Origin of the sequence: Oceanihabitans sediminis (assembly GCF_003337215.1) — a bacterium.
GTDB lineage: Bacteria > Bacteroidota > Bacteroidia > Flavobacteriales > Flavobacteriaceae > Oceanihabitans > Oceanihabitans sediminis.
Genome location: NZ_QPIG01000004.1, coordinates 210,422 through 234,475, shown reverse-complemented (window position 1 = coordinate 234,475; position 24,054 = coordinate 210,422). Strand labels below are relative to the sequence as shown.

The 24,054-nt window shown below is 31.8% G+C and carries 19 protein-coding genes; 8 read left to right on the top strand and 11 right to left on the bottom strand.

Annotation, left to right across the window (positions count from 1 at the left end):
- Positions 1–218 precede the first annotated feature (218 nt).
- The 7 genes from DU428_RS11265 to DU428_RS11235 all read right to left on the bottom strand — a co-directional run bounded on the left by DU428_RS11265 (position 219) and on the right by DU428_RS11235 (position 8,441).
- Entirely contained in the window at positions 219–2,705 is a 2,487-nt protein-coding gene (locus DU428_RS11265) for an HD domain-containing protein (protein ID WP_113966389.1), read from the bottom strand.
- A gap of 308 nt (positions 2,706–3,013) precedes the next feature.
- The gene (locus DU428_RS11260) at positions 3,014–4,111 is read right to left on the bottom strand and encodes an NINE protein (protein ID WP_113966388.1); all 1,098 of its coding nucleotides are present in this window, start codon (positions 4,109–4,111) and stop codon (positions 3,014–3,016) included.
- Entirely contained in the window at positions 4,108–4,638 is a 531-nt protein-coding gene (locus DU428_RS11255) for a hypothetical protein (RefSeq protein WP_123796517.1), read from the bottom strand. The genes DU428_RS11260 and DU428_RS11255 overlap by 4 nt, the downstream gene beginning before the upstream one ends.
- Positions 4,639–5,156: 518 nt before the next feature.
- The gene (locus tag DU428_RS11250; protein ID WP_113966386.1) at positions 5,157–5,348 is read right to left on the bottom strand and encodes a hypothetical protein; all 192 of its coding nucleotides are present in this window, start codon (positions 5,346–5,348) and stop codon (positions 5,157–5,159) included.
- A gap of 111 nt (positions 5,349–5,459) precedes the next feature.
- Positions 5,460–5,786, bottom strand: coding sequence for a hypothetical protein (locus DU428_RS11245; RefSeq protein ID WP_113966385.1), 327 nt, complete (start codon positions 5,784–5,786; stop codon positions 5,460–5,462).
- A gap of 179 nt (positions 5,787–5,965) precedes the next feature.
- The gene (locus DU428_RS11240; RefSeq protein ID WP_113966384.1) at positions 5,966–7,090 is read right to left on the bottom strand and encodes a Fic family protein; all 1,125 of its coding nucleotides are present in this window, start codon (positions 7,088–7,090) and stop codon (positions 5,966–5,968) included.
- Positions 7,091–7,388: 298 nt separating this feature from the next.
- Positions 7,389–8,441, bottom strand: coding sequence for an endonuclease (locus DU428_RS11235; RefSeq protein ID WP_113966383.1), 1,053 nt, complete (start codon positions 8,439–8,441; stop codon positions 7,389–7,391).
- 306 nt (positions 8,442–8,747) lie between these two features.
- Here DU428_RS11235 and DU428_RS11230 point away from each other — a divergent pair, with 306 nt between their 5' ends.
- Together DU428_RS11230 and DU428_RS11225 are read left to right on the top strand one after the other, a co-directional pair.
- On the top strand, positions 8,748–9,104 hold the full coding sequence (locus DU428_RS11230) for a type II toxin-antitoxin system MqsR family toxin (RefSeq protein WP_113966382.1): 357 nt from the start codon (positions 8,748–8,750) through the stop codon (positions 9,102–9,104).
- Positions 9,105–9,117: 13 nt separating this feature from the next.
- The gene (locus DU428_RS11225; protein WP_113966381.1) at positions 9,118–10,128 is read left to right on the top strand and encodes a type II toxin-antitoxin system antitoxin SocA domain-containing protein; all 1,011 of its coding nucleotides are present in this window, start codon (positions 9,118–9,120) and stop codon (positions 10,126–10,128) included.
- 285 nt (positions 10,129–10,413) lie between these two features.
- On the opposite strand, the gene DU428_RS11220 is transcribed toward DU428_RS11225, so the two are convergent.
- A complete protein-coding gene (locus DU428_RS11220) occupies positions 10,414–10,935 on the bottom strand; it encodes a PDDEXK family nuclease (RefSeq protein ID WP_113966380.1) in 522 nt (173 codons plus the stop codon).
- A gap of 406 nt (positions 10,936–11,341) precedes the next feature.
- Here DU428_RS11220 and erm point away from each other — a divergent pair, with 406 nt between their 5' ends.
- The 6 genes from erm (at position 11,342) to DU428_RS11190 (ending at position 20,581) form a co-directional block, all read left to right on the top strand.
- Entirely contained in the window at positions 11,342–12,142 is an 801-nt protein-coding gene (gene erm / locus DU428_RS11215; RefSeq protein WP_113966379.1) for a 23S ribosomal RNA methyltransferase Erm, read from the top strand.
- A 477-nt stretch (positions 12,143–12,619) separates the two neighbouring features.
- On the top strand, positions 12,620–12,700 hold the full coding sequence (locus DU428_RS13635) for a hypothetical protein (protein WP_394340979.1): 81 nt from the start codon (positions 12,620–12,622) through the stop codon (positions 12,698–12,700).
- A 127-nt stretch (positions 12,701–12,827) separates the two neighbouring features.
- A complete protein-coding gene (locus DU428_RS11205) occupies positions 12,828–15,740 on the top strand; it encodes a sensor histidine kinase (RefSeq protein ID WP_243633519.1) in 2,913 nt (970 codons plus the stop codon).
- 3 nt (positions 15,741–15,743) lie between these two features.
- A complete protein-coding gene (locus tag DU428_RS11200; protein WP_113966378.1) occupies positions 15,744–16,496 on the top strand; it encodes a LytR/AlgR family response regulator transcription factor in 753 nt (250 codons plus the stop codon).
- Positions 16,497–16,638: 142 nt separating this feature from the next.
- The gene (locus DU428_RS11195) at positions 16,639–17,856 is read left to right on the top strand and encodes a hypothetical protein (protein ID WP_113966377.1); all 1,218 of its coding nucleotides are present in this window, start codon (positions 16,639–16,641) and stop codon (positions 17,854–17,856) included.
- Between the two features lie 187 nt (positions 17,857–18,043).
- Positions 18,044–20,581: a T9SS type A sorting domain-containing protein gene (locus DU428_RS11190; RefSeq protein ID WP_113966376.1), complete on the top strand. Its 2,538-nt coding sequence runs from the start codon at positions 18,044–18,046 to the stop codon at positions 20,579–20,581.
- 780 nt (positions 20,582–21,361) lie between these two features.
- Here DU428_RS11190 and DU428_RS11185 read toward each other — a convergent pair.
- From DU428_RS11185 to DU428_RS11175, 3 genes are all read right to left on the bottom strand, one after another.
- Positions 21,362–22,426, bottom strand: coding sequence for a 2,3-butanediol dehydrogenase (locus DU428_RS11185; protein ID WP_113966375.1), 1,065 nt, complete (start codon positions 22,424–22,426; stop codon positions 21,362–21,364).
- A gap of 4 nt (positions 22,427–22,430) precedes the next feature.
- Positions 22,431–23,096, bottom strand: a complete 666-nt coding sequence (locus tag DU428_RS11180) for a carbonic anhydrase (RefSeq protein WP_113966374.1) — start codon at positions 23,094–23,096, stop codon at positions 22,431–22,433.
- A gap of 221 nt (positions 23,097–23,317) precedes the next feature.
- A complete protein-coding gene (locus DU428_RS11175; protein WP_113966373.1) occupies positions 23,318–24,049 on the bottom strand; it encodes an SOS response-associated peptidase in 732 nt (243 codons plus the stop codon).
- Between the last annotated feature and the right edge of the window lie 5 nt (positions 24,050–24,054).

Below are 24,054 nucleotides of genomic sequence, written 5' to 3'. Positions count from 1 at the left end.
GATGTAATTTAGGGATTATTATTTAATTGTGGGGATATACTTTTTAGGTTAATTGTATTTATGTGGGATGGTTTTTTGCTTGTTTTTGAGATGTTGTAACAAGCTTTTGCAGTTGGAAGGTCTGGATTGTTATATGAAGGGTGTAATAGCAGTGTTTTGGTTGAAAATTGATGCTTTTTTAGTTTTTTACCACAGTACTTTGTTGTATGCTGGGCTAGCTAAGATTTAAAATATTTTTCAATTGACGTGTAAGGCATATCTAAGGCATAACCTCGACTTTGCATTAAATTATCCTGAGTAATTGTAAACGCTCCCCATTCCTCTTCAATAATTTGTTCAATTAATTGTTTATGTTCAATTAATTTGTCTTGGTCTTCTTCTTTTACGATATTTTTTACATTAAACCTGTAGTTCAATGTTATATAGCCATCACAATCTGGCAATCTACCAGAAAGAGTATGTCCCTCTACATGAAATTTAACTTCGTTATTTTTTTTAAGGTAATCTCTAAACTCTTTAATAGTTACAAAGCTATAGTTCCCATTCTTTTTGCTTAATGTAATTGGAAGATTTTCATCAAAATAATTAAATGTCATTAGTAACCCATAATGACTTAGTGTGTAAAGATGTTTTACTTCACTTGATTCAATAAATGCTTTTTGCTCATCTGCCCATTCTTTTAATACGTCATATGGAATCAACTTTGAGAATGCGTCTCTCTTTATAGAAATAACATCATCAGTGATAATATAGCCTGCAAAACCTCCAACTTCATTAATCCTTATACCGTTTGATATAACAACAGATGTAGATGAAAGACCAATATTTCCAATTTGAGGAAGGATTGCTAATTTCCCGTATAATCGTTTTTCATCTTTAATTTCGAATAGTTTTAGGTTTAGTGATTTAAACAAGTCTATAATACCCGTAAGGTGTATATTTCCTTTTCGTAAAATGTGAATGTGGTCTATAAATTCATTAAATTCCAATTTATCAATTAAATCTGGTTTAATCGAATTTGTTGTTCCATCCAATTCTTCAACTGTGATTTTCACGTTAGGTGATGGGATAAAATATTTTACTAAAGAAAATAAACTTTCTTCATTGAATTGAGAATTACCAACTAAACCAATTTTTGAAAAAGGTTCTTCTTTTAATTTTATTTTTATTGTAGTTCCTCTGTCAATAACTAAACTTTTTTCCTCATTTGTAGGTTCCCGCAATATTGGATTTGACGATAATCCATCGTAAAAATCAAGTGTCTTCATGTTTGAAATAGCCTCACCGAACTTCCATGACGTAACCGTAATTTTATCACCTAACATAAAAATTGAGAAAAAACCGATACCAAATTTCCCAATGGATTCAAATCCTTTGGTATGTATACCTTGAAAATCGTATTTAAAACGACTGCTTTTCCAATAAGAACCTCCAAAATCTAGTAATTCATTTGTCATAATTGTTTGACTCATTCCAATACCATTATCCGTGATTGTAAGAAAATGTTCGTTTTCATTTTTCGATAATGTGATTTTTATCTCTCCAACATTTATATTGTCTTGACCTGTGTAAATACGATGTAAATTGATTGCGTCTATACTATTCTGAATGAGTTCTCGCAATGCAATATTTATATTACCGTAGAGTTTAATACCACCTAGCTCTGATGCGATGTGTACTGGATTTGTAACTTTTATTTGAGTATTGATTGAATTCCAGCCACTCGTTCTTATATATTTTTTTCCTAGCTCGAGAGTATCATTAATAGATTTGACTCCTCTAGCTTCAAAACCAAATATATTGTGAGTTTCAAAATACTCGTTTGCGTTTTTAAGTTCTTTATCCAACACTTGTAGAGCATCATAACAAAACCACCAAGCTTTTTGTTCTTCAGAAGCAAAAGGAACATTAGTAGAGTACATTAAAAGGCCCTCATTCGATAATTCAGGAAATCCCAGTTTCTTTTGAAATGTCCAATGCTCTTTTGAAACACCGGGTATTTCAGAAATCATTCTATTTGTCTTCGGGGTTCTTAAATTATCAATATGTGCTGCGTCTGATGTTCTTAGTAGAAAAGATAGTTTTTGGCAATCTATGGACCAATCTGTAGGGAAATTTGGGTTGGTATATTTTGGCCCAAATTCTCTTTCTATATAATTTATATTGCAAGTATGACTTTTTGCAATTTTACCAATGATTAATCCTAATTCCTCTCTTAATGAGATGTCAGCAATTAGGTGTTCTCCTTCACTTAAATTATCAGTCGCAATACGAAGTGCAAAATCACCATGTCTTTGTCTTATAGTAAAGAATAATGCTTCTTCTTTAACTTCTGTCGAATTGCCATTTTTTACTATAAAATCAGTGTATAAAGGGTCTTTTTCAACTTCACTTTGATTATTTAAAATTGAATAACACATTCCTGCATCGTGGACAAGAAATACAGTATGTAATACAAATGCTTCTAATGGATTGATAAATTCACTTTTGTCTCCTACTATAATATTTGCATAATTCCATAACATTCTGGAATGTGCGATTGAATGGTCTGTCAAATTTGGAAAATCATCTGTAATTCCATCCAAATACTTTTTTACCGTACTCTCTATTAACTGAAGATTTGATAATAATTCATTAATCTTAGTTTCATTTTTCCATACAGAAATATCAAATGCGTTTTTAAAAAGAGGATTATCTATATTCATTTAGCGATTTTTTTTTGCCTTGCATACAACGGTTGTATAAACACCCTTGGGAGTTTATTCCTATTATATATACTTTTTTGGATGTAGGTTGATTTATTTTGATGTGTAATTTAATGAAATATTATTTATTGTAGGAACTTACGTTTTGAAATTTTGGGGTTTTGGATGTTTATTGGTTAGTGTCGAAATTCATCTGTGCACTAGAAAGTCTAAAGAATATAAAAGATAGAGGGGTTTGAGTGTTTAATTGCTAAGTGAAAGGGTGAAAAATTAATGCTTTTTTACTTGTTTTTTACCACAGTACTTTGTTAGGCACTGGCTTTTTTTAGTTTTAAATCTCTCTTTATTAATTCTAAAGCACCTAATTCCATTGGGTCAGGATTTTTGTCCGTATTTACAATATCTGTTGACAAATCCAATATTTGTGTCCTATATTCAACAGTTTCATAGCTCATTTTTTTCAAGGAATCTCTAAAATCTTGACTTTCACAATACGTTCTTCTTATTTCATCTTCTAATAATTCTTTGTCTAAATCACTATTAGATTTGTCAATTATAAAATTCATAATTATAGCACGCTCTTTGGCTCTTAAATAGCCGTCCGCTCTTGCAACAAAAGTCAAGATTAATATCTCAGATTCTAATTCTTGGAAAATTTTAGTAATCATTCCAATTGGTGAATCTTGAAACCTCTCTATAAAATATTGATTTGGGTTTTCAAAAATTTCACCCGTTTCTATATCGGTTAGTTGCTGTATTCTTTCTAACCTAAAAGTTCTTTGAGATTTTTTTTCGTGACAATAAGCTTTAATTATATAATTATCATTTAATGTTTGGCTTACAGAAAGTATCGTAATTCTTCTCTCACTTTTTTGACCTTTTGAATCAATATATGTTATTTGGGCTAAAGAATTAAGTTTAATTGAGTCCAAATCTTGTGGTAATTCAAAATCCTCAATAGTTTCTTCTTCTGGCACATAAAACGTGTTTTTATTTGTTTTAGGAAGTGGTCTGTTTTTTATTACCCCATTAAGTATTTTTTGAAGTTCATCATCTTCAAATTCATATTTCCCTGTTTCTTTACTATGATTTCTTATTTTTTGAAAACACGTTTTACAAGCACCTTTGTCAACTCCAAAACTCCAAAATGAAACATTAATTTTTGTTAATTTACTTTTGCAAGTTGCACATTTTAAATTTTGATTTTTATTGTATTTAACTTCAAAACATTCTTTAGACATTCGTGATAGTTTTATACAATCATAAAGTCCAACGAAAGAAGGTATAAAAGTCCAAAAGAATAAAAGAGAAAGTATTCCTTTTACTGTTTCTCCGAGATAAAATTTCTGAATTCCAAAACCTCCTAAAAAAAAAGCTAAAACAGCTGCGTTACTTTTATTTTTCATTTTCTTTTTATATTGTCTATTAGTAATTTTTTTAATTCATCAATTATACTGCCATATTCTTCGTAGGTAGGAAAGCCATTCTTCCATTTTAACTCTTGATGCAAACTGCCTCCGTGAAAAACAAAATCAGAAAATGAATACATTAGTTCCTCGTATTCCAAAATTTTATTTAGAAGAGAGTCTTCTGTATAACATTTGGACAAAACTTCTAATCGTGATAAATCAGATATGATTTTTTGTCTTTCAGAAGGTGATATTTTTTTATCTCTTATTTTGTAATAGTCGGACAATGTTTGAATGTCTTTTTTCTTTTTATCTCGTAAATCTTCAATAGAAAAATAAAGCTCTTTAAACCTCCCATAATATCTGCTTAAAGACTGGATTAACTCAAAAATCTCCTCTAATTTGTGGATTTTAATTTCACGTTTACTATTCTTATTTGAGTGATAGATTGCAACCATTCCAATCACAACTGCACCAACGGTACCAATAGTGGTCAATATGTCTAAAATCATTTTGTAACACATAGTTTATTTTCTATCGTTTCGTTTTTTAACTTGTGCCTAACAATGGGATAAACTACATAGTGAGTTTCTTCCTCTTATATGGATGTTTTGTGTGTGTTTAGTTTGTTTTGAGGATGTAATTTAGGGATTATTATTTAATTGTGGGGATATACTTTTTAGGTTAATTGTATTTATGTGGGATGGTTTTTTGCTTGTTTTTGAGATGTTGTAACAAGCTTTTGCAGTTGGAAGGTCTGGATTGTTATATGAAGGGTGTAATAGCAGTGTTTTGGTTGAAAATTGATGCTTTTTTAGTTGTTTTTTGCTGTAGTGTTTTGTTGGCTGTTGGTTTTTTATAATGGATGAGGTTAATTGTATAGTGAATGATGTTAAATTAAAAGATGATGAGTTTAATATTGAACTCCCTATTTCTTGGGCTGAACTGACTTTCGAGAATAACCATGATATTTTAAATGATTTTGAAATTTTAAAAAACAATAGGCTCTTTGAAAAACAAAGGCGTTCTTCTAGGTGATTGTTTAGGCTATAATACTGAGGATTTTTAATTGACTTACAACATCGTTGATATCGTGTTCGTGTCCGTCTATAGTTATGTTAAATCCGTTTCTGTCTCTGTTAATTCTATGTGAAGTTCCTCTTGGAAAACTTACTTTTTTTAATTCATTAATAAGTTTTTCATGGTTTAATTCTGTTTCTATTGTCTTTATCATTATTAACTAAAATTTAAAATTATTATGATTTCTAAAAAACTAAAAATAAGGTTTGTATTGTCTGTATTATTTATGATATCTCAAATAAATTATATGTTACTTATATACACGTTAGGAAAAACTGAGTATAGATAGCACAATCCCAACAACTAGCGATACATTAGATAAGATCTTTATAGCGCATTCTTTTCTTACGTGATTTTTCCATCCGCCTTTTTCTTGTATTCTAAGGCTTTTAAATGAAGCAAAGATTATTCCTTGCTCTATAAAAATTAAACCTTCTCTTTCCATTATATAAACAATTCTATTAGCTTTTTGTTTTTCATTGTTTTCGTAGTATGAATTACTGTTTTCATCTACAATATCTTCTCTTAATATGTCTTTGTTAAAGTTGCATATGTTTTTAAGATTCAATTGTATTATTTTATCAATATCCATAATTCTGATTATATCTTTTCTACCAAAACAGTGGTTAAATGTTTGCTAACGGTTTTGTATAAGGTTTGTTGCGTGTTTTAGCACTTAACTTTGCAAGTACACACCAAACTGAAAACCGTAAGGATTTTAGAAGTAAACGAGAACAAGCAATTACTTATAGCCATTGTTGGGCAACGTTTTTATTTGAATAGTTTTGTGTACTCTCTAAATAAATAAATCTTCCCTCTTTTTGCACCAGTTATTTCAGTCAATATTTCGAGCTTTTCAAGTTCTTCTATTAGTTTATAAACAGAAGGTGATGACAAACCTGTCAATTCTTTTACTTTTTGAGCATCTACAATAGGTTTTTGATAAAGATGAATTAAAATTAATTGTGCATTGTATGAACGACTTCCTAATGTTTGTAATTTAACTTCAACTTCTTTTTGTAATTTTAAAATACTATCAAATGTATTAATTCCATTTTTTGCAGTTTCTATTACTCCCACTAAAAAGAATTTGAACCATTGACTTAAATCACTTTTTTCTCTAACTCTTGTAAGGTTATCGTAATATAGCATCCTGTTTCTTTCAAAGAAATCTGAAAGATAAAGTATAGGTTTTTTTAATATACCTTTTTCAACCAAATACAATGTAATCATTAATCGACCGACTCTTCCATTACCATCAAGAAAAGGATGAATTGTTTCAAATTGATAATGTATTAATGCAATTTTGAGTAAGTCTGGGAAAAATGATTCTGTATTGTGGGCGAAATTCTCTAAATCACCCATATATTCGTTGACACTTGTGTGAATTGGTGGAATAAATGTAGCATCATTAATACTCGCTCCACCTATCCAGTTTTGACTACTTCGGAAGTCTCCAGGAAGCTTATGTTTTCCTCTTACTCCTTGCAGTAATATATTATGAGTTTCTTTTATTAATCTTGAAGATAAAGGTAATTTTTCTAATTTTTTAATAGCGGAATTTAATGCTTCTATATAATTTTGTACTTCTTCCCAATCATCTCTTTTTTCATCATTTACATCTTCTTTGTCTAATAAGGCATCTTCTATATTTGTTTTTGTTCCTTCAATTTTACTTGATTGAGTTGCTTCTTTTAAAACGTGCATACTGATAAATAAATCAATGTTTGGAATGTACTCTGAATACATATCGAGTCTTCCAAGTTGTCTGTCTGCTTGACTTAAAAGGTTTAATACCTCCATATCGTCAATTGTCCATTTTTGATTTATTTTGGTTGGTTGGAAACTTTTATAAGTTCCTTGATTAATGTAATTACCAGATTTGAATGTTTTCATCTTTAATTTAAGTATAAACTTAAACAAAAGTACTTCCTATTTAAGAATATTCCAAAAAAATTAAATAAGAGTGATGCTAAATTAAGTATATGTTTAAAATGTTAATTATCGAAGTGTGTTGTTTAATGTTGCCCAATGGTTGTATAAACACCCAAGGGAGTTTATTCCTCTTATATGGATGTTTTGTGTGTGTTTGGTTTGTTTTGAGGTTGAAATTTAGGGATAATTATTTAATTGTGGGAATTTTCTTTTTCTAGTTTTAAGTACTATATACATTATTAGGTAGGCAGAAAAGGGGCTAGATCTTGATGATTTTTTTAGTTTGTTTTGTGTTGTTGTACCAAAGGTTTAGGATGTATATTCCGTTTTGTAAAGTTGCTACTTCGATTTGGTTCTTGGTTGTTGCTTTTATTATTTCTTGGCCTAGTAGGTTGTGAATAGTATAGTTTATGTTTTTAGTGTTTCCGGTAATGTAAATATAGTCTGTTGTGTGTGTTGGGTAAATGGCTAGTTGGTTTTCTTGATAGTTTGTTATGGATAGTGTTCCCCAGGTGTCTTGGGCTTCTTGTCCGTTCCAGATTAGGGTTGCTAGGTATGGGTTGTCGATATATGGATTTCTGTTGCCTTGGTTTTGATAGATGATTTCGTTTCTGTCGATTTCAAATTGAGATACTGGGTCTTCTGCATTCCATTTTAAAAATAGGTCTGGCATATCTGCTAAAGGTGCGTTGTTTGCTGTTCCGTAGCCTGTATTTATTGCTTCGCATTGGTTTGGGTATCTGGTGTACATATACATGATTATGCGTGCGATGTCTCCTTTGTGTTCGTCTCCTGGGTAAAAGTTGCCTATGCTTGTTATTGTAGCGTTTCCTGAGCCATCTTGAAAGATTCGATTGCTTCTAGAGGAATTGAATTGGCTGTCGGCGCTTCTTAGATTATGTACATCTGTTCCTGCTCCTGGGTAGGATACATCTAGATTTGGGTTTGCTAGTGATCTTGGAAAAACGTGTTCTCTGTTCCATAGTCCATTGCAGGTTGAGGTATGACAGGTTAGGTTTTTACTTCTGGTACGGTCGTTAAAGGTTTGTGTGTCGTTGTCATTATAGCCATATACTAAAAGGACATTGTTGCTTTGTTGTTGTACTAGGTCTGATTGCCTGATGACATCCCATGTGTCTGTTGCGGATGCTGTGTAGGGTAGTGGGTTTGTATGGGTGTTTGTTATTAGTGTGGTTAGTTGTGCTTTTAAGTTTTCGCCTGATTGGGAGAAATCAATATTTGCATAGTATTGTGGCGTTTGGCTGAATACTAGAAATGGAAATAATAAAGCTAATAGTAATCTTGTTTTCATAATTATAAATATATGAAACTTTACTATTTAGAGGAAATGTAGGGTGGGGGTATGGGAATTAGGTTGGTTAGGGGTGAATTTTTTAGTTGTTTTAGACTGTAGTTGTAATAAGCTTTTGTTGATGTAAGGTCTGCACTGATATATGAGGGTGGTTATAGAGGTGGCTTGGTGAACGACTGATGCTTTTTATTTGTTATTTTGATCACCTTAAAGTGGTTTTATGGTTGTTGAAATGTTAAATATTAAACTTTAAAATGATATATTGCAATTTTATGCTTATATTTGCAAAGAATTTAACACGTTAATATGGCGGATAAATTAGTTATAAAATCTTTTTTGCAAGAACTTAAGGCGATTATAAAGTCTTTTGGCATAATCTTCTTCAATCGTCCTAAAAATAATATTCAGAATCTTGCAGATTTAAGTATTACCGCTAAAATGCGTGAAGAATTAATTTTGAATTTAGAAGTAGAGGATTACAGTGAAGGTCCTTTAGAAGAAACTCAACAAGGTGGAACTGAAATGTGGGTTTTCGGGAAATTAATTAAAGGCCAACAAGTCTATATTAAATTGACTATTTCAAAAATGACTGGAGGAGCAGTTTGCATCTCTTTTCATAAGGCGGAACATCCTATGGAATTCCCTCTTAAGAAATCAAACTAAAAAACAAACAATTATGAAAAGTCCAATCACAGGTAAGGAGATGATCTTACAAATTGAGAAGAGTATTTTGGTTTTTCGAAAAGAAGAATTTGAGTATAATCACAAGAGTTATTTTTGTGAAGAAAGTGGTGAGTCATTTACAACCACAGAGTTAGATGAATTTAATTTAAATCAAGTTTATAATCAATATAGAGATAAACATAATGTTCCATTTCCAGAAGAAATAAGAGAATTTAGAGATAAATACTCTTTTAGTTATGCAGATATAACCAAAGTATTAGGTTTAGGTGTTAATAGTTATAGTAATTATGAAAAAGGGGAAGTGCCTAGTTTGGCTAATGCTGCTTTATTAAAAGCAGTAATTAATAGTGAAGGAACTTTAAAAGGATTGATAAAAAGTAATAATGAGATTTCAGAAACACAAAGAGAGAAGTTTTTAAGAAATATTGCCAAAGTTAGAAAAGAAGAAGTGCTAAATAAAAGAAAACAAGAATTGATTGACTATGTTTTTGATTATAACTTTTTGCCTGATAATTTTTCTGGATATAAAAAACCAAATTTTGATAAACTAATTGAGATGGTAGTGTATTTTACTGAAAAGTTACGAGTAACTCCTACCAAAATGAATAAATTATTGTTTTATTCAGATTTTTTACATTATAAATTAACAGGTGTTTCGATAAGTGGAACACGTTATTTCGCACATACACACGGTCCAGTTCCGAAGAAATTTAGAACGTTATTCGATTATCTTTCAGATCAACAAATTGTAGATTTAATTTCGGTTCAATATCCAAGTGGTTTAGTTGGTGAAGAGTTTATTACAATCCCATCAAAAACATTTAAGAGTGCATTATTTGAAAAATCTGAAATAGATATTTTAGCTGAAATTGTTTCAAAGTTCGAAAAGTACAACGCGAAAGAAATTAGAGAATTAAGTCACGAAGAAAAAGCGTGGATTGACAATGAGAAAAGTAAGGGATTAATAGATTATAATTATTCTTTTGAATTAATTCACGTCTAGTTTTTAAAATGTTTGCCCACGATAGCTGTATGGTTGGTTAGTTATTTTTGTGTGTAATTTGGCTAAAATAATATTACATGTGGGAATTTTTGAATGTAAATAGATTTCTTTAGATGGTTATGCCTTTGTATTTGACTTCTTCTATAATTGTTGGGGTGTTGCTGTTTGTTTGTGGGCTAAAGAGGTCTTTGTAAAGAGGGTAGTTGTAGAGGTGGCTTGGTGGAAAATTAATGCTTTTTTAGTTGTTTTTTGTCACAGTACCTTGTTAGCAAAAGTTTTGTTTATTTATCCTTTCTTACCAAATTCAAATTGAGCACTTCTAGCTTTATTCATTGCTTCTAAATATTTGTCGTTTTCGATTGTTTTCATTTGTCCTTCCATAAAACGCATACTTAAAATGAGATGAGAAACGTCTTCGTTTTCATAGGAAGTGCAAGTTTCTTTTATTTCTGTAATAGTATTATTTTCTCTAATAGGGTAATATGAAAAATGGTTAAAATTTTTGTCGGTAACTGATTCATATATTAAAAGAGTAATGTCTCCAGTGAGTTTAGCAAGTTCTTTACATTTTTTTCTTTCTTTTTCAGTAGGATAGTTTCCTTTAATTTCTAACCAATAACCTCCATTTTTTTTATATAATGGGCAAGGTATCCAAAAATCAGGCAAATATCTAAAGGATGGTAATACAAAACCTTCTTTTTCATATTCCCATTTTAGACCTAGATGGTTAAAGAATACAGCCCAACGTGCTTCAGTTCTTGAACGGAATTTATATCCATCATATGATGTTTCAATGGCTTTGTACATTTTCGATTATTGTTTATATACAGATGCAAATTAATTTTTAACCGCAAGAGTGAATTTTATTTTTGCCAACGATCTCGGCTATGGCTAGTGCGGGATTTTAATGCACTTTTCTTTCTGATTAACGATTAATCTATTTTTTGTAATTACTTTCATTTTAACACTTTAACCCGCATTAGCTATAGCCAATGTTGTGCGTTCGGCTTTCTTTTCTTTCAATTTATTCTTTGTTATTCTAGGTAAAGTTAATATTTTTGTGCTCTAATAATTACAATTTCTGCATTATGTCTTGTTTTATCAAGTTATGGACTTCTATCAAGTGATAGGCAGTCCTGAGTAAAAATCCTTATTTTTTTTGGTATAGACAAAACGTCTATTAATTTTAGTATTCACCTGTAAGAAGTAAATAATGACAAAAAAGAAATTGCCCGTTCGTTTTACGGGTCAGCACTTTACTATTGACAAAGTGCTTATTAAAGATGCAATAAAAGAATCAAATATAAATCAACACGATACAGTTTTAGATATTGGAGCTGGTAAAGGTTTTCTAACTGTTCATCTCTTAAAAAATGTCGATAAAGTTATTGCCATTGAAAACGATGTTGCATTAAGTCAACATTTGCGCAAAAAATTCATTCACGATCAAAACGTTCAAGTAGTTAGATGTGATTATAGAAATTTTGTAGTTCCGAAAGTTCCATTTAAAGTAGTTTCAAATATTCCTTTTGGTATTACATCTGATATTTTTAGTAGCCTGATGTTTGAAAATGTCGAATATTTTCTAGGCGGTTCAATTATCCTTCAGTCAGAACCGGCAAAAAAATTGTTTTCAAGTAAGGTTTATAACCCATTGACAGTACTTTATCATACCTATTATGATTTGAAATTCTTGTATGAGATAAATCCTGAAAGTTTTTTACCACCACCAACTGTCAAATCAGCACTTTTGAGAATTGAAAGAAAACAGAATTCATTAGATATTGGGCTTAAGGTTAAGTACTTAAATTTTGTTTCGTATATGTTACAAAAACCTGATTTAACAGTTAAAACAGCTATGAAGTCTATTTTTAGAAAAAAACAAGTTAGGTCAATTTCAGAAAAGTTTGGAGTTGACCTTAATTCCAAAATTGTCTGTTTGTCTGCAAAACAATGGAAAAATTGTTTTTTAGAAATGCTCAAAGTTGTTCCTGAAAAATTTCATCCTTCATAACTATACTGTAGATGTTTTTTAGATTTTCTGTGGAGCAATGATGCTTTTTTTAGCTGACGCACAACAATTGCATAAACACCCAAGGGAGTTTATTCCTATTTTATATAGCTATTTTGTTTGTATTTGGTTTGTTTTGAGGTTGTAATATAGCTAAAATAATTGTGTTTGTGGGAATTTTCGTTTTTGGTAGTAAATGTTCTATGATTTTTTTTGGTTGGTATGGGAGGGGTTAGATCTTGATGGTTTACAAGGAAGATTGGCTTTGAGGGTTTGGTTGCTAAAGGTGTAGTGATACATTTGTATTTATGCAGTGGTGGTAGCTGTTAAATTTGACTTTAGCTATTGCAAAATCTGGACTAATATATGAGGATAGTTACAAAAGTACCATGGTGAAAAATTAATGCTTTTTTACTTGTTTTTTACCACAGTACTTTGTTGTGAGTTGTGCTTTTTTAGATTAATATTTTTTTAATTTTTATGATGCCAATTATAAATGCAATAAAAGCTAGTAATGGAGAATTACCTAGCTACCCATTATCTCTTAGTTTTATTAGTTAGTTTTAGATAAAGTTAAAAACGCAACCATAATCAAGGTTGCGTTTTTTGTTTAGAAAAAAAACGACTGCTTACAGAAAAAACAAAGCTTGATTAGTTAATTAAATATTAAGTTTGCTAATTATAAGCTATGCAATTAATATTTAGATACATACTATTTGTTTTTATTATTGGTTTTGGAAGCTGTGCTAATTCTCAAAACCCAGTAATACAACATATGTCTAAAGTCTCAAATCTTCCAGATGTTGAGTTTTATGATATAGCAGAAGATAGCCAAAACTACATTTGGCTTGCTGCAAACAAAGGTTTATACCGTTACAACGGAAAAAGTTACAAACACTTTAGTCATCCTCAACAAAGAGGAAACTCTCTCTTTCAATTAAAATTTGATGCTAAAAACCAACTTTGGTGCAACAATATTTATGGGCAATTATTTTACGTTGAAAACGACAGCTTAAAGCTATTTTATGACGCTAGTAAATTAGTAAATGGACAATTAGCAAATTTTGAAATATTAGAAAACAGCATACGTTTATTCACTGTTATTGGCATTTTTGATATTGATAAAAGCACAAAACAAGTAACCGAAGTATTTAAAGGTATGTGTATTACCAATGCTAAAGATAACAGAAGCAACTACACATTTATAATTAATCATGAAGGCGATTTAGAGCGTCATCGATTATACAAATTTGATAACAATACAAAAACAAAAATACTTGAAATTACAAGTAGTAATCGTATACAATCACCAAGAATTTTTGCCTTTAAAAACACTGTTTTTTTTACACACAAAAGTTCTAATGAAAATGTCATTTATAGAATAGATAAGACCAAAAACACACCCAAAAAAGTAGTAACGCCTGCTAGATTAAAAAATGAAACCATTTACAATGTTTTGAATATTGAAAACATCTATTGGTTTTTAACCAGTTCTGGCGTGTTTATTTATGGTTTTGAAAATGAAATTTTCACCTTTAAAGAACAACTTTTTAAAACAGAATCTATTACCGATGTTCAAGTAGATTTTAATAAAAATTACTGGTTTACAACTTTAGATAATGGTGTGTTTGTATCACCTAACTTAAATATTCGTCGTGTTGAATTATCAAATTTAGACTCTAAAATCACAGCTTCTGTTGCGTTACAAAACAATCAATTTGTCTTAGGAACCAATGATGGTAAATTACTGTTTTACAATCATAATCAGTTAATAAAAACACTGCAATTACCAGGAAAAAAGATTATCGGAAAACTTTTTTTTGACGCGCAAAGCGATAAACTTATAGTAAGTATTAATGCTTCAGAATCGTTTGTAGTTAATTTAAAAAATGACAAAATTTTAGATGTAAATAACCGATTTTCAGTTGCTAAAACCTTTTCTAAAATAGATGATAATACCTTGTTTTATGGTAATTATCGCCAAGGTATTGTGTATAAAAATCCGTTTAATCATCCTGAACAACAAATCCTAAAGGAAAGTCGTGTAAAAGCTTCGGTGGTTTCTAATAATCATTTATTTGTATCGCACATAGACGGACTTTACAAATACAATACGAAAACATTTAATGCAGAAGAAATCACGTTCAATTCTAAAAGTTTATTGGTTAATACATTAACAAAAACTAACGGGACAGTTTGGGTTGCAACCCAACATAACGGATTATTAAAATACGAAAACAATACGCTAAAACCTTCAGGAATTAACCTTCCTGAAAATCTTCAAATTAACGCTATTCATGCTGATGGTTTATTGCTTTGGATTTCAACCGATGCTGGATTATTTCAATATCATACAAAAACACATCAGCTTAAATCGTTAAGTGCGCAAGATGGTTTAAATACAGCAGTTAACGATTTTTTAATACTTCAAAATCAAATAATTGTAAGCTTGCCTAAAGCGTTTTATGCGTTGCCAAAATCGGACGCATTGTTCAAAGCTTTTAAAACAGCAAAGGTTAGGGTAGAAGCTGTAAAAATTAACGACCGCGACACGTTAGTTGCAACTAACTACAAACTACCATATAATTTAAATAAAATTGATATTTCGTTCAACTCAAACGGATTTCAATCTAACCAACACGTAAGCTACCAATACCGCGTTAAACAAATTGATACAAGTTGGCAAAACATACCGCTAAACACACATTTTGTTACTTTTAATAGTTTGTCTAGTGGCACCTATACTTTTGAATTAAAAGCCCAAAATTTAAGTGCAAAACAAGCTGTTTTTGCAGCACCAATATCCTTTGTAATTGCTAAGCCATTTTGGGAAACCTATTGGTTTTATGGTTTAGTTGTAGCAGCAATAATAGGTTTAGTTTGGCTGTATTTTAGATGGCGATTACAACAAAAAGAAGCACAACGTATTGCCGAAGTTGATAAAATTTTAATCGATAAAAAAATAACGAATTTAAGGTTAGAAAATCTGCGCTCGCAAATGAATCCGCATTTTATTTTTAATGCGTTGAATTCTATCCAAGATTATATTATTTCAAACGAAAAGGAATTGGCAAGCTCGTATTTAGTAAAGTTTAGCCGATTAATCCGCATGTATTTAGATTACAGTCAGCAAAACGAAATTACTTTAGAAGAAGAATTAAACGCTTTAAAACTGTATTTAGAATTAGAAAAAGTGCGTTTTGAAGATGAATTGGAATATACTATTTCGGTTGATAATCAGTTAAAAACAAAACAGATAAAAGTACCGTCGTTATTCATTCAGCCATATGTTGAAAATGCTTTAAAACACGGATTACTACACAAATTAAACGACCGAAAATTACATATTGAAGCGAAAATTATTCAGCAAAATAAATTAGAAATTACCGTTGAAGATAACGGAATTGGTCGTACACAATCCGAAAAATTAAAACGACCAAACCAACAGCACAAACCCTTTGCAACCAAAGCCAACGAAGAACGTGTGCATCTTTATAAAAACAAATTAAAACGTGATATAGCCATAACGACTAACGATTTGTATGACGAAAATGACGTTGCTGCAGGTACAAAAGTGGTTATCACGATGCCAATACATTAAGATATGAAAGCGATAATTATAGACGACGAAAAACGCGCCAGACATTTACTATCCAACTTGCTAACCGAACATTGTGCAAGTATTACTAGCATTGAAGAAGCGCAAGATTTAGCATCTGGTGTAGATTTGATTAAAACCAGTAAGCCAGATGTTGTTTTTTTAGATATTGAAATGCCAAATCAGTCTGGATTAGATATTTTAGAATATTTCCCAAATCAAATCGATTTTAAAATCATTTTCGTGACGGCATACAACCAATATGCGATTGAAGCTTTCAAACTGTCGGCTGTAGATTATTTGTTAAAACCAGTTGATACAACCGAGTTAAAAGAAGCAGTAGCAAAAGCTGAAGAAGCCATAAAAGCTAACAATTTAAACGACCAGTTAAACAAGTTACGCGATTCGTTAAAGCAGCTTTCAATGGATAAAATTGCTTTAGAAATACCAAAAGGCATCCTATTCGCATCGCATAATGATATCGTCTATTTTGAAGCCGATGGTATGTACACTAACGTACAACTAATAGATGGCAAACAAAAAACCATTTGCAAACCGTTAAAGCACTTTGTTGAGCAATTGGAACGTAATGCGATGTTTTTTAAATGTCATCGTTCGTATTTAATCAACTTAAAATATGTAGATGAATTGGTAAAAGATGATGGCGATTACTTACTAATGAATAATCAAAAACGCATCCCAATTTCAAAATCTAAACGCGATCAGTTTTTAGATGTGATTAAGGAAACCTTTATGTAGCTTTTCAGAATATCATGTCATCAGAGTAAAGCGAAGAATCTTGTTAGAATTCCTTCAGAAAAAAAATCATCATTTTCAGAAAAAACCAAATTAAGAATAGTGCTTAAGTGCTTTATTTTGTAGTCCACTAAACACAATTCTTATGAAAAAAATAGTTCTATTATTGGTTTTGGCATTATGCTACAACGTCTCTCATGCGCAATTTGGTAAAATGCTTAAAAAGAAAGCCAAAGCAGCAGTAGAGAAGAAGTTAGATAAAAAAGAAAGTAGCAATTCGTCTTCAAAATCTGAAAACGCTTCAGGAATGGTTGGCAGTTCTTCAACTGAAACTTCATCAAAAACCGAATATACCGATGAAGAGTTTAAAGCAGAATTAGCTAAAAAATATCCAAATGATCAGGCAAAGCAAGATTTATACTATCAAAAGTATCTTGAGAAAAAGCAACAAGAAGCAGACGCTAATAAGCCTAAATCTGCAAATTCAGTAAGTGATGAGTTTTTATATATGTCGTATCCATTTGCAATGACAAAAGGTATGAGCGCAGTTGGTGTAGACCGTGTGAAAATAAGACGCCAAATGACGGATATGGGTGATAATGTAGACCTGTTGCCTGCACAAGATCCAGATTATGCATGGTTACGCTTTTTAACAACACCAGAACTAGTAGCTATGTCACCAGAAGGATATATTGGTTACGAGTTGGTTTCAGGAATGTTTACAACCAAAGTTGGCGCAGACCGATCGCAAACTTTAGAGCTTGGTACAGGAATGCCAATTTTAGTAAGAGGTATGCTAATTGCAGACGATGTATTTGTAATTTATGCAGCATCGCACCAAGGCGGACACGCATTTAATGTACCATCATACATGATTCAAGATGATATTACCATTCTAAATGTGATTGGTAAAGGCGAACAACAATTTCATTTAGAGTGGTTAGAAAAAGCGAAGCCAATTGTAAAAGAGTTTGAAGCCACGTTAAAAGCAAATTATGATGCAGCTGCAAAATCAACCATGGATGCTATAAAAATGCCAAAAGCAGGTAGCATGAATAGTAATGCTTCATTAGTGAGTTTTGCTAAAGAAAATGTATCAAAAACCATTGCAAAAGATGGTGCAAAACTTCTAAAGTTAAATATAGAATCTAACGATTGGAGTATTGTAAAAAACAAATACACAGGTCGTATTTTATACCGTTGGATCAAAGGTGCTTTTACAGAAAAAAATAAAAATAACGACTGCTATTTACAAGGTTTTTTAATCAAGCAACAGTACAATGGTAGTGGTTATGGCAGTTCACAATTTGGTGGTGTTATTCACGGACAAATGCCTTATGGACAAAAAATGACTTGTGAATAATTATATATATTATTAAGAGGATTTTTTGAAGGCTGTCTTTTTAGATAGCCTTTTTTTTGTTTGGCAATCAGTGTTTTTACGTGTTTGCTTTCAGAAAGAAAATAGCCATATTCAGAAAAAAGCCACTTAAAAACATGAAGTGTTAGCGTTGTTTTGTAGTTGATTAATTTTAATATTCAAAACAACCATGAAAAAAAATTTACTCTTATTTACAACCTGCTTATGCTTGGGTGTGTTTTCGGCTTTTGCTCAAAACGTTAATATTCCTGACGCAAATTTTAAAAGCTATTTATTAGCAGACGCAGCCATTAACACCAATAACGACTCAGAAATTTCTGTAGCAGAAGCACAAGCATTTTCTGGTGAATTATTAATTAATGGTTTGTCAATTTCAGACTTAACAGGAATAGAAGAATTTATAAACATTACACGATTAGATTGTTACAATAATAATTTAACGTCTATCGATGTAAGCAATAATCTAGCATTAACACGTTTGCACTGTTCTGATAATCAAATAGAAACGTTGGATATTAGTGCAAACACATCAATTACAGATATACAATGTCATAACAATGGTGTTTTATATGAATTAAACATTGCCAATGGTAATAACAGTAACATTAACTGGATGAAAGCTTATGGAAATAGTTTATCATGTATTCAAATAGATGCTGGTTTTACACCACCAGCAGAAGCCGGAATATATAACCAAGGTTGGACTAAAGGTACCTCTGCATTTTATAGTGAAGACTGTGCTGCATTAAATCAAATTGTAAATATTCCAGATGCTAATTTCAAAAGTTATTTAGTAAACAATAATAGTATCAATTTAAATGGTGATACTGAAATTACAGTGGCAGAAGCACAAGCTACAACAGAGCTACTTATCAATGGTTTGTCAATTTCAGATTTAACAGGTATTGAAGCCTTTACCAATTTAACACGTTTGGATTGTTACGCAAATAATTTAACGACTATTGATGTTAGTAATAACACTAATTTAACACGATTACATTGTGCAGATAACCAAATTACCACACTAGATGTTAGTGATATTCCTACATTAGAGCAAGTTCATTGCCAAAACAATCAATTGGTAGAGTTAAACGTAGCCAACGGAAATAACAGCAATTTTAGCTACATGAAAGCGTATAATAATGCAAGTTTAACCTGTATTCAAGTTGATGCAGGTTTTTCACCACCAGCAAATAGTGGTCAATATAACCCAGGGTGGACTGTAGACGGTCAATCGAGTTACGGTGAAAACTGTATTCCTTCTATATTTTACGTAAATGCCAATGCAATAGGTGCTAACGATGGTAGCTCATGGGCAGATGCTTTTACAAATGTAACTGACGCTTTAGCACTTACCAATTTAAATGATGCTGTTTGGGTAGCAAAAGGAACCTATACATTAGCAGATAAAAACACACCAATAGCTGTTAGTACAGATGAAGTGGATATTATTGGAGGTTTTGCAGGAACCGAAACGACTCTAGCTGAAAGAGATATAACAGCTATTCATACTACAAATGCTACCATTTTTACTGGAGATATAAATGGTGATGATATTGATGGAGATTTTTCATCGAACAAAACAGATAATGCAGAGCGTTTATTTGAAGTAACAGCTAGTGATGTGACTTTTGATGGGATTATTTTTGAAAATATTTACGATACATCTACATCTGGTGGTGTTGAAGAAAACGGCGTAATCTTTATTCCTAATAGTTCAAGTATTAATAACTTAAAAATTAAAAATTCGGTATTCAGAAGTAATTATTCTAATGGTTATTTACTTAAAATGAGAACATTAAACGGAGGCTTACTTATTGAAAACACCAAGTTTATAAATAACACCATTGTTAATAGAGGATTGGTTTATGTGCAATCTGATAGTACAAACGGCTATATTTTTACACGTTGGGCTAACGTTTTAGTTGCTGATAACGATATTAATGTTGCGGCTTTAGATATTTACAGAGAAGATTGGAATAACGGAAGCACTTTAGATGTTATAATTAATAATAGTACGTTTGTTAATAATGATTATAATGGTACTTATGGCAATTCTATAACGGCATCAGGTAATGGTAGTGTAAACCTAAATGTTAATAATACTATCTTTTGGCAGAATACTGTTAATGGTACAGCAGCAACTAGAGATATTTCCAACGGATTAGTTTCTACTTACGATGTGTTTATTAGAAATTCTATTGCAAATGTATCATCAAATGCCGGAACTTACGGGGGGACATTTAGTGCAACAAACGTAACAACTTTAGATCCAGCAACTGATGATTTAAATTTAGATACCGAATACAAACCAACATCAGCTTCAAATTATATTGTTGATCAAGGAGATAACGCATACTACGATGAAGCTTTATTTGGTGATTTAGATTTATCAGGTAACACAAGAGTTTTTAACACTACGATAGATTTAGGAGCTTACGAGTACAATTCTACATTAGGAATTGATGCTGTTTCTTTAAATACAAATTCAGTAAAACTATACCCAAACCCTGTAAGTGACAGGTTATTTATTAAATCTACAGAGCAAGTTAAAAACATATCTATTTACAATATTAACGGTCAGCTTGTAAAGCAAGCTATTGAAACTACAAACGGTATTGATGTATCTGTATTACCTTCAGGATTATACATGATTCAAATTAACACCTCTAACAATTCTATTAATCAGAAGTTCCTTAAGGACTAAGTTGATGTAATATCAACTTGATATAGCGCTCACTCTTGTGGGCGCTTTTTTAATATTACATTCAAACAATAATCATGAAAAATTAAAAAAATTACATTGGCACTACTTATAATTTTGTTAATTTCATGTTCATCAGATAATTATTTCAAAAATTCAGAATTTAAACTATTTTTAATAGAAACTTTTTCTATTGAGATGAAAGGACGATTAGTAGAGTCGTAATTATATTCTGTGTATTTTTAAGTTTAGCCAATAGTACAGATGAGAAATAACTGCTTCATTTGAAGTAACTATAATTAAAAACATAGATTATTTTCAACAAGAATTAATCAATTTAATCTTTTTCTCGGAGAAACTTTTAATTTGTCAGACATCTCAATTTTAGAGTTTATGTTAATGGAGATCTCATTGGTACTGAAAAACTATTCGCAATAGCTATAAATTTTTTAAAGTTGTTTGAAAATTCAGTCCCGAGCTGTCTTTTAGTCAATTCTTTTCAGCTTATGAAGCTGGTTTAAATCCTAACAATTTTTCTGCTTGTTCTTGAGTAAACTATAAATCAGCTAATTCAATAGCTTTCTGGTATATTAATTTTATAAAGCCTGCGCATTTTCGCATTGCTCACAACGACCAGTATAAGCGTAGTGCGGGATTAAAAGCACTACACTTTCAGTTTGCCGAGATGTTTGCTAATATTCAATTTGCTCAAATTAATACTTTAGGCCGCATTACGCTTATACATTGTTAGCTGATCGCCCGTATTATCTGTCTTTTAGTTTCCTATTTTATTTCAACTAAAATCTTCACTTCGGTTGGACTTTTAATCAAGGCTTCGAATCCTTTTTCCACAATATCATCCAATTCAATAACGCTTGTAACTAATTTTTCTACAGGAAGACGACCACTGTTAATTAAGGCAATGACTTGTGGAAATATATTCCGATAACCAATTATCCCTTTGACGGTTATTTCCCGTAGTGCTTGGTTTAATGCATCGTGGATGACTTCTTTGGCAAATAAAGCTACCAAGACAGCTGTTCCACCGTTGCGAAGACTGTTAATTCCTGTGTCAAACGAGGCTTGCACTCCTGCGGCATCAATAAATATATCCACACCATAACCGGTCATTTCCTTGATCTTTTTAGGAATATCTTTATCTCTTGCATCAAATGTATGAGTAGCACCAATTTCTTTTGCTTTAGCCAACCTTGCTTCCGATAAATCAGAAACGAAAATTTGAGAAGCACCCACGGCTAAAGCTACCTGAACGGTAAGTAATCCAATCGGGCCGGCTCCTGAAATTAAAATGGTATCGCCCATTTTAAGACCACTTTGCTGAATGCCATAAGCTGCAACTGCAGCAGGTTCAACAATCGCTCCTTGTTCAAAAGTCATCGTGTCAGGGATTTTATGCACCATATAATCTTCTACTACCACATATTTGGCAAATGCACCATCAGAAGTTAAACCCACAAATCCCAAAGGTTCGGAAAGATTATATTCTCCTGATTCAATAAAAGGACTATCGGGATTTCTGAAAATGGGTTCGACTACTACCCGGTCGCCTTTTTTATAGCCTTTTACGTTTGCGCCTACTTGATCCACAATGCCTGAAAATTCGTGCCCTAAAGTAGTTGTACCCTGATGTCCGTTGAGTAAATAGGGTTTGTCGAACGGGATTAATTGCGGTCCGTGATTGTACTCGTGCAAATCAGAACCGCAAATTCCGGTAAACTTAACTTCGATTTTTACCTGATCGTCATTGGGAGTAGGAATGACTGTTTCTTCTACTCTGATGTCTTTGGCAGCGTGCCATCTGGCTGCTTTCATTGTTTGTGTGCTCATAACTTTATCTTTTTTTAAATAACGATTTTAATTTTCGTATCAATGACAAACTTCCTTTGTCAGTTTGGTTAGTGATTGAAGATTGGGTATCCAACTCCACGATTTTCCCTGTACGCATATCAAACACCCAACCGTGAATTTCAGGATAATCAGGAGTGCCTTTTAAAGCTTGAATACAATCCATTTCAACTACATTTTCCGTTTGTTCTATGACATTCAGCTCAACTAATCGGTCGTAGCGTTTGGTTTCGTCTTTTATCTTTTCCAATTCCGATTTATGGATACGATAAATGTCTTTTATAATTTGTAGCCAAGGGCTATTCTTTCCAATCCCTTCTTCTTTCATAGCCGCTTTGATACCGCCACAACCATAATGTCCACAAACGATGATGTGCTTCACTTTTAAATTGGTAATGGCATATTGGATAACGGAGGCTACGTTTAAGTCAATAGGATTAACGATATTGGAAATATTTCGATGCACAAACATATCTCCTAAATTCAGTCCTGTAAAAATATCCGGATCTACACGACTGTCGGAGCAACCAATAAACAGATAATCGGGTTTTTGCTCGGCACATAAGTTACTAAAGAAATCTGGATTTGAAGCTATTTTTTCAACTATCCATTTCTCGTTATAGGCTAATATTTGTTGATATGATGGCGGCATATACTTCTTTTTTTTAAATCTTATTTATCGAATCTAAGTCAATATCGCATCTCTTTTGTTGTGGAGGTGCTTCTCTCGGGTGTCAGCTAACAATTGTATAAACACCCAAGGGAGTTTATTCCTATTATATAGCTATTTTGTTTGTATTTGGTTTGTTTTGAGGTTGTAATTTAGTTAAAATAATATTAAATGTGGGAATTTTCGAGTGTAAATAGATTCTTTTAGATGGTTATGCCTTCGTATTTGACTTCTTCAATAATTGTTGGTGTGTTGCTGTTTATTTTTGGGCTAAAGAGGTTTTTGTTTACGGTGTAGGTTTTTAGTTCTTGTTCTGGGTATTGGCTGTTTATGATTTCTTGGATTTGGTTTTGGGTTAGGTTGTCTTCTAGCCAGTTTTGTTGTGTATTGTTTGTAAGGAGTATTGGTTGTCGGTTTTTTTTGTTGTGGATTTTGGCGAATAGTGGTGAGGCTGGTTTGGTAAGTATTGTTAAGGTTAGTACTTCTTGGATACTGGTATAGATTCCGGCTAGTGCTAGTACCTCATCGTCTTTTCTTTTTATGTGGAATGGGTATTTTTTGCTTTTATATTCGTGTGGTTCGAAAAAGCCTGTTACTGGTATGATGCATCTTTTTGAGAATGCTGCGTGTTTGTATATGAAGTGATCGAATAGTTTTTCGGATTGTGCGTTTAGTCCGCCACCATACCGTACTGCTTGCTTGTAATATTCGGTTATTTGTGTTTCTTTTTTATTGTTTGGTATGATTCCCCATAGTCCTGGTGTTATTACGGATGGTTCTTCTTGTGGTATGATAAGCATTTTAGGGTGTGCGAATCCGTTGAGGTGGTAACTAGGGACATCGAATGTTTCTCTGAGCTCTGGGTTGGTGAGGTTTACCTTAAATGTATTTTCTAATTTTTTTACTTTTTTGGTTTGTGAGGTGTGAAAGCACATGGTTT

Coding starts and splice junctions, on each gene's coding strand:
- DU428_RS11205 (WP_243633519.1), top strand. CDS start 12,828: ATGCAATTAATATTTAGATACATACTATTTGTTTTTATTATTGGTTTT.
- DU428_RS11225 (WP_113966381.1), top strand. CDS start 9,118: ATGAAAAGTCCAATCACAGGTAAGGAGATGATCTTACAAATTGAGAAG.
- DU428_RS11220 (WP_113966380.1), bottom strand. CDS start 10,935: ATGTACAAAGCCATTGAAACATCATATGATGGATATAAATTCCGTTCA.
- DU428_RS11190 (WP_113966376.1), top strand. CDS start 18,044: ATGAAAAAAAATTTACTCTTATTTACAACCTGCTTATGCTTGGGTGTG.
- DU428_RS11175 (WP_113966373.1), bottom strand. CDS start 24,049: ATGTGCTTTCACACCTCACAAACCAAAAAAGTAAAAAAATTAGAAAAT.
- DU428_RS11185 (WP_113966375.1), bottom strand. CDS start 22,426: ATGAGCACACAAACAATGAAAGCAGCCAGATGGCACGCTGCCAAAGAC.
- DU428_RS11195 (WP_113966377.1), top strand. CDS start 16,639: ATGAAAAAAATAGTTCTATTATTGGTTTTGGCATTATGCTACAACGTC.
- DU428_RS11250 (WP_113966386.1), bottom strand. CDS start 5,348: ATGATAAAGACAATAGAAACAGAATTAAACCATGAAAAACTTATTAAT.
- erm (WP_113966379.1), top strand. CDS start 11,342: ATGACAAAAAAGAAATTGCCCGTTCGTTTTACGGGTCAGCACTTTACT.
- DU428_RS11265 (WP_113966389.1), bottom strand. CDS start 2,705: ATGAATATAGATAATCCTCTTTTTAAAAACGCATTTGATATTTCTGTA.
- DU428_RS11235 (WP_113966383.1), bottom strand. CDS start 8,441: ATGAAAACAAGATTACTATTAGCTTTATTATTTCCATTTCTAGTATTC.
- DU428_RS11260 (WP_113966388.1), bottom strand. CDS start 4,111: ATGAAAAATAAAAGTAACGCAGCTGTTTTAGCTTTTTTTTTAGGAGGT.
- DU428_RS11245 (WP_113966385.1), bottom strand. CDS start 5,786: ATGGATATTGATAAAATAATACAATTGAATCTTAAAAACATATGCAAC.
- DU428_RS11180 (WP_113966374.1), bottom strand. CDS start 23,096: ATGCCGCCATCATATCAACAAATATTAGCCTATAACGAGAAATGGATA.
- DU428_RS11230 (WP_113966382.1), top strand. CDS start 8,748: ATGGCGGATAAATTAGTTATAAAATCTTTTTTGCAAGAACTTAAGGCG.
- DU428_RS11255 (WP_123796517.1), bottom strand. CDS start 4,638: ATGTGTTACAAAATGATTTTAGACATATTGACCACTATTGGTACCGTT.
- DU428_RS11200 (WP_113966378.1), top strand. CDS start 15,744: ATGAAAGCGATAATTATAGACGACGAAAAACGCGCCAGACATTTACTA.
- DU428_RS13635 (WP_394340979.1), top strand. CDS start 12,620: ATGATGCCAATTATAAATGCAATAAAAGCTAGTAATGGAGAATTACCT.
- DU428_RS11240 (WP_113966384.1), bottom strand. CDS start 7,090: ATGAAAACATTCAAATCTGGTAATTACATTAATCAAGGAACTTATAAA.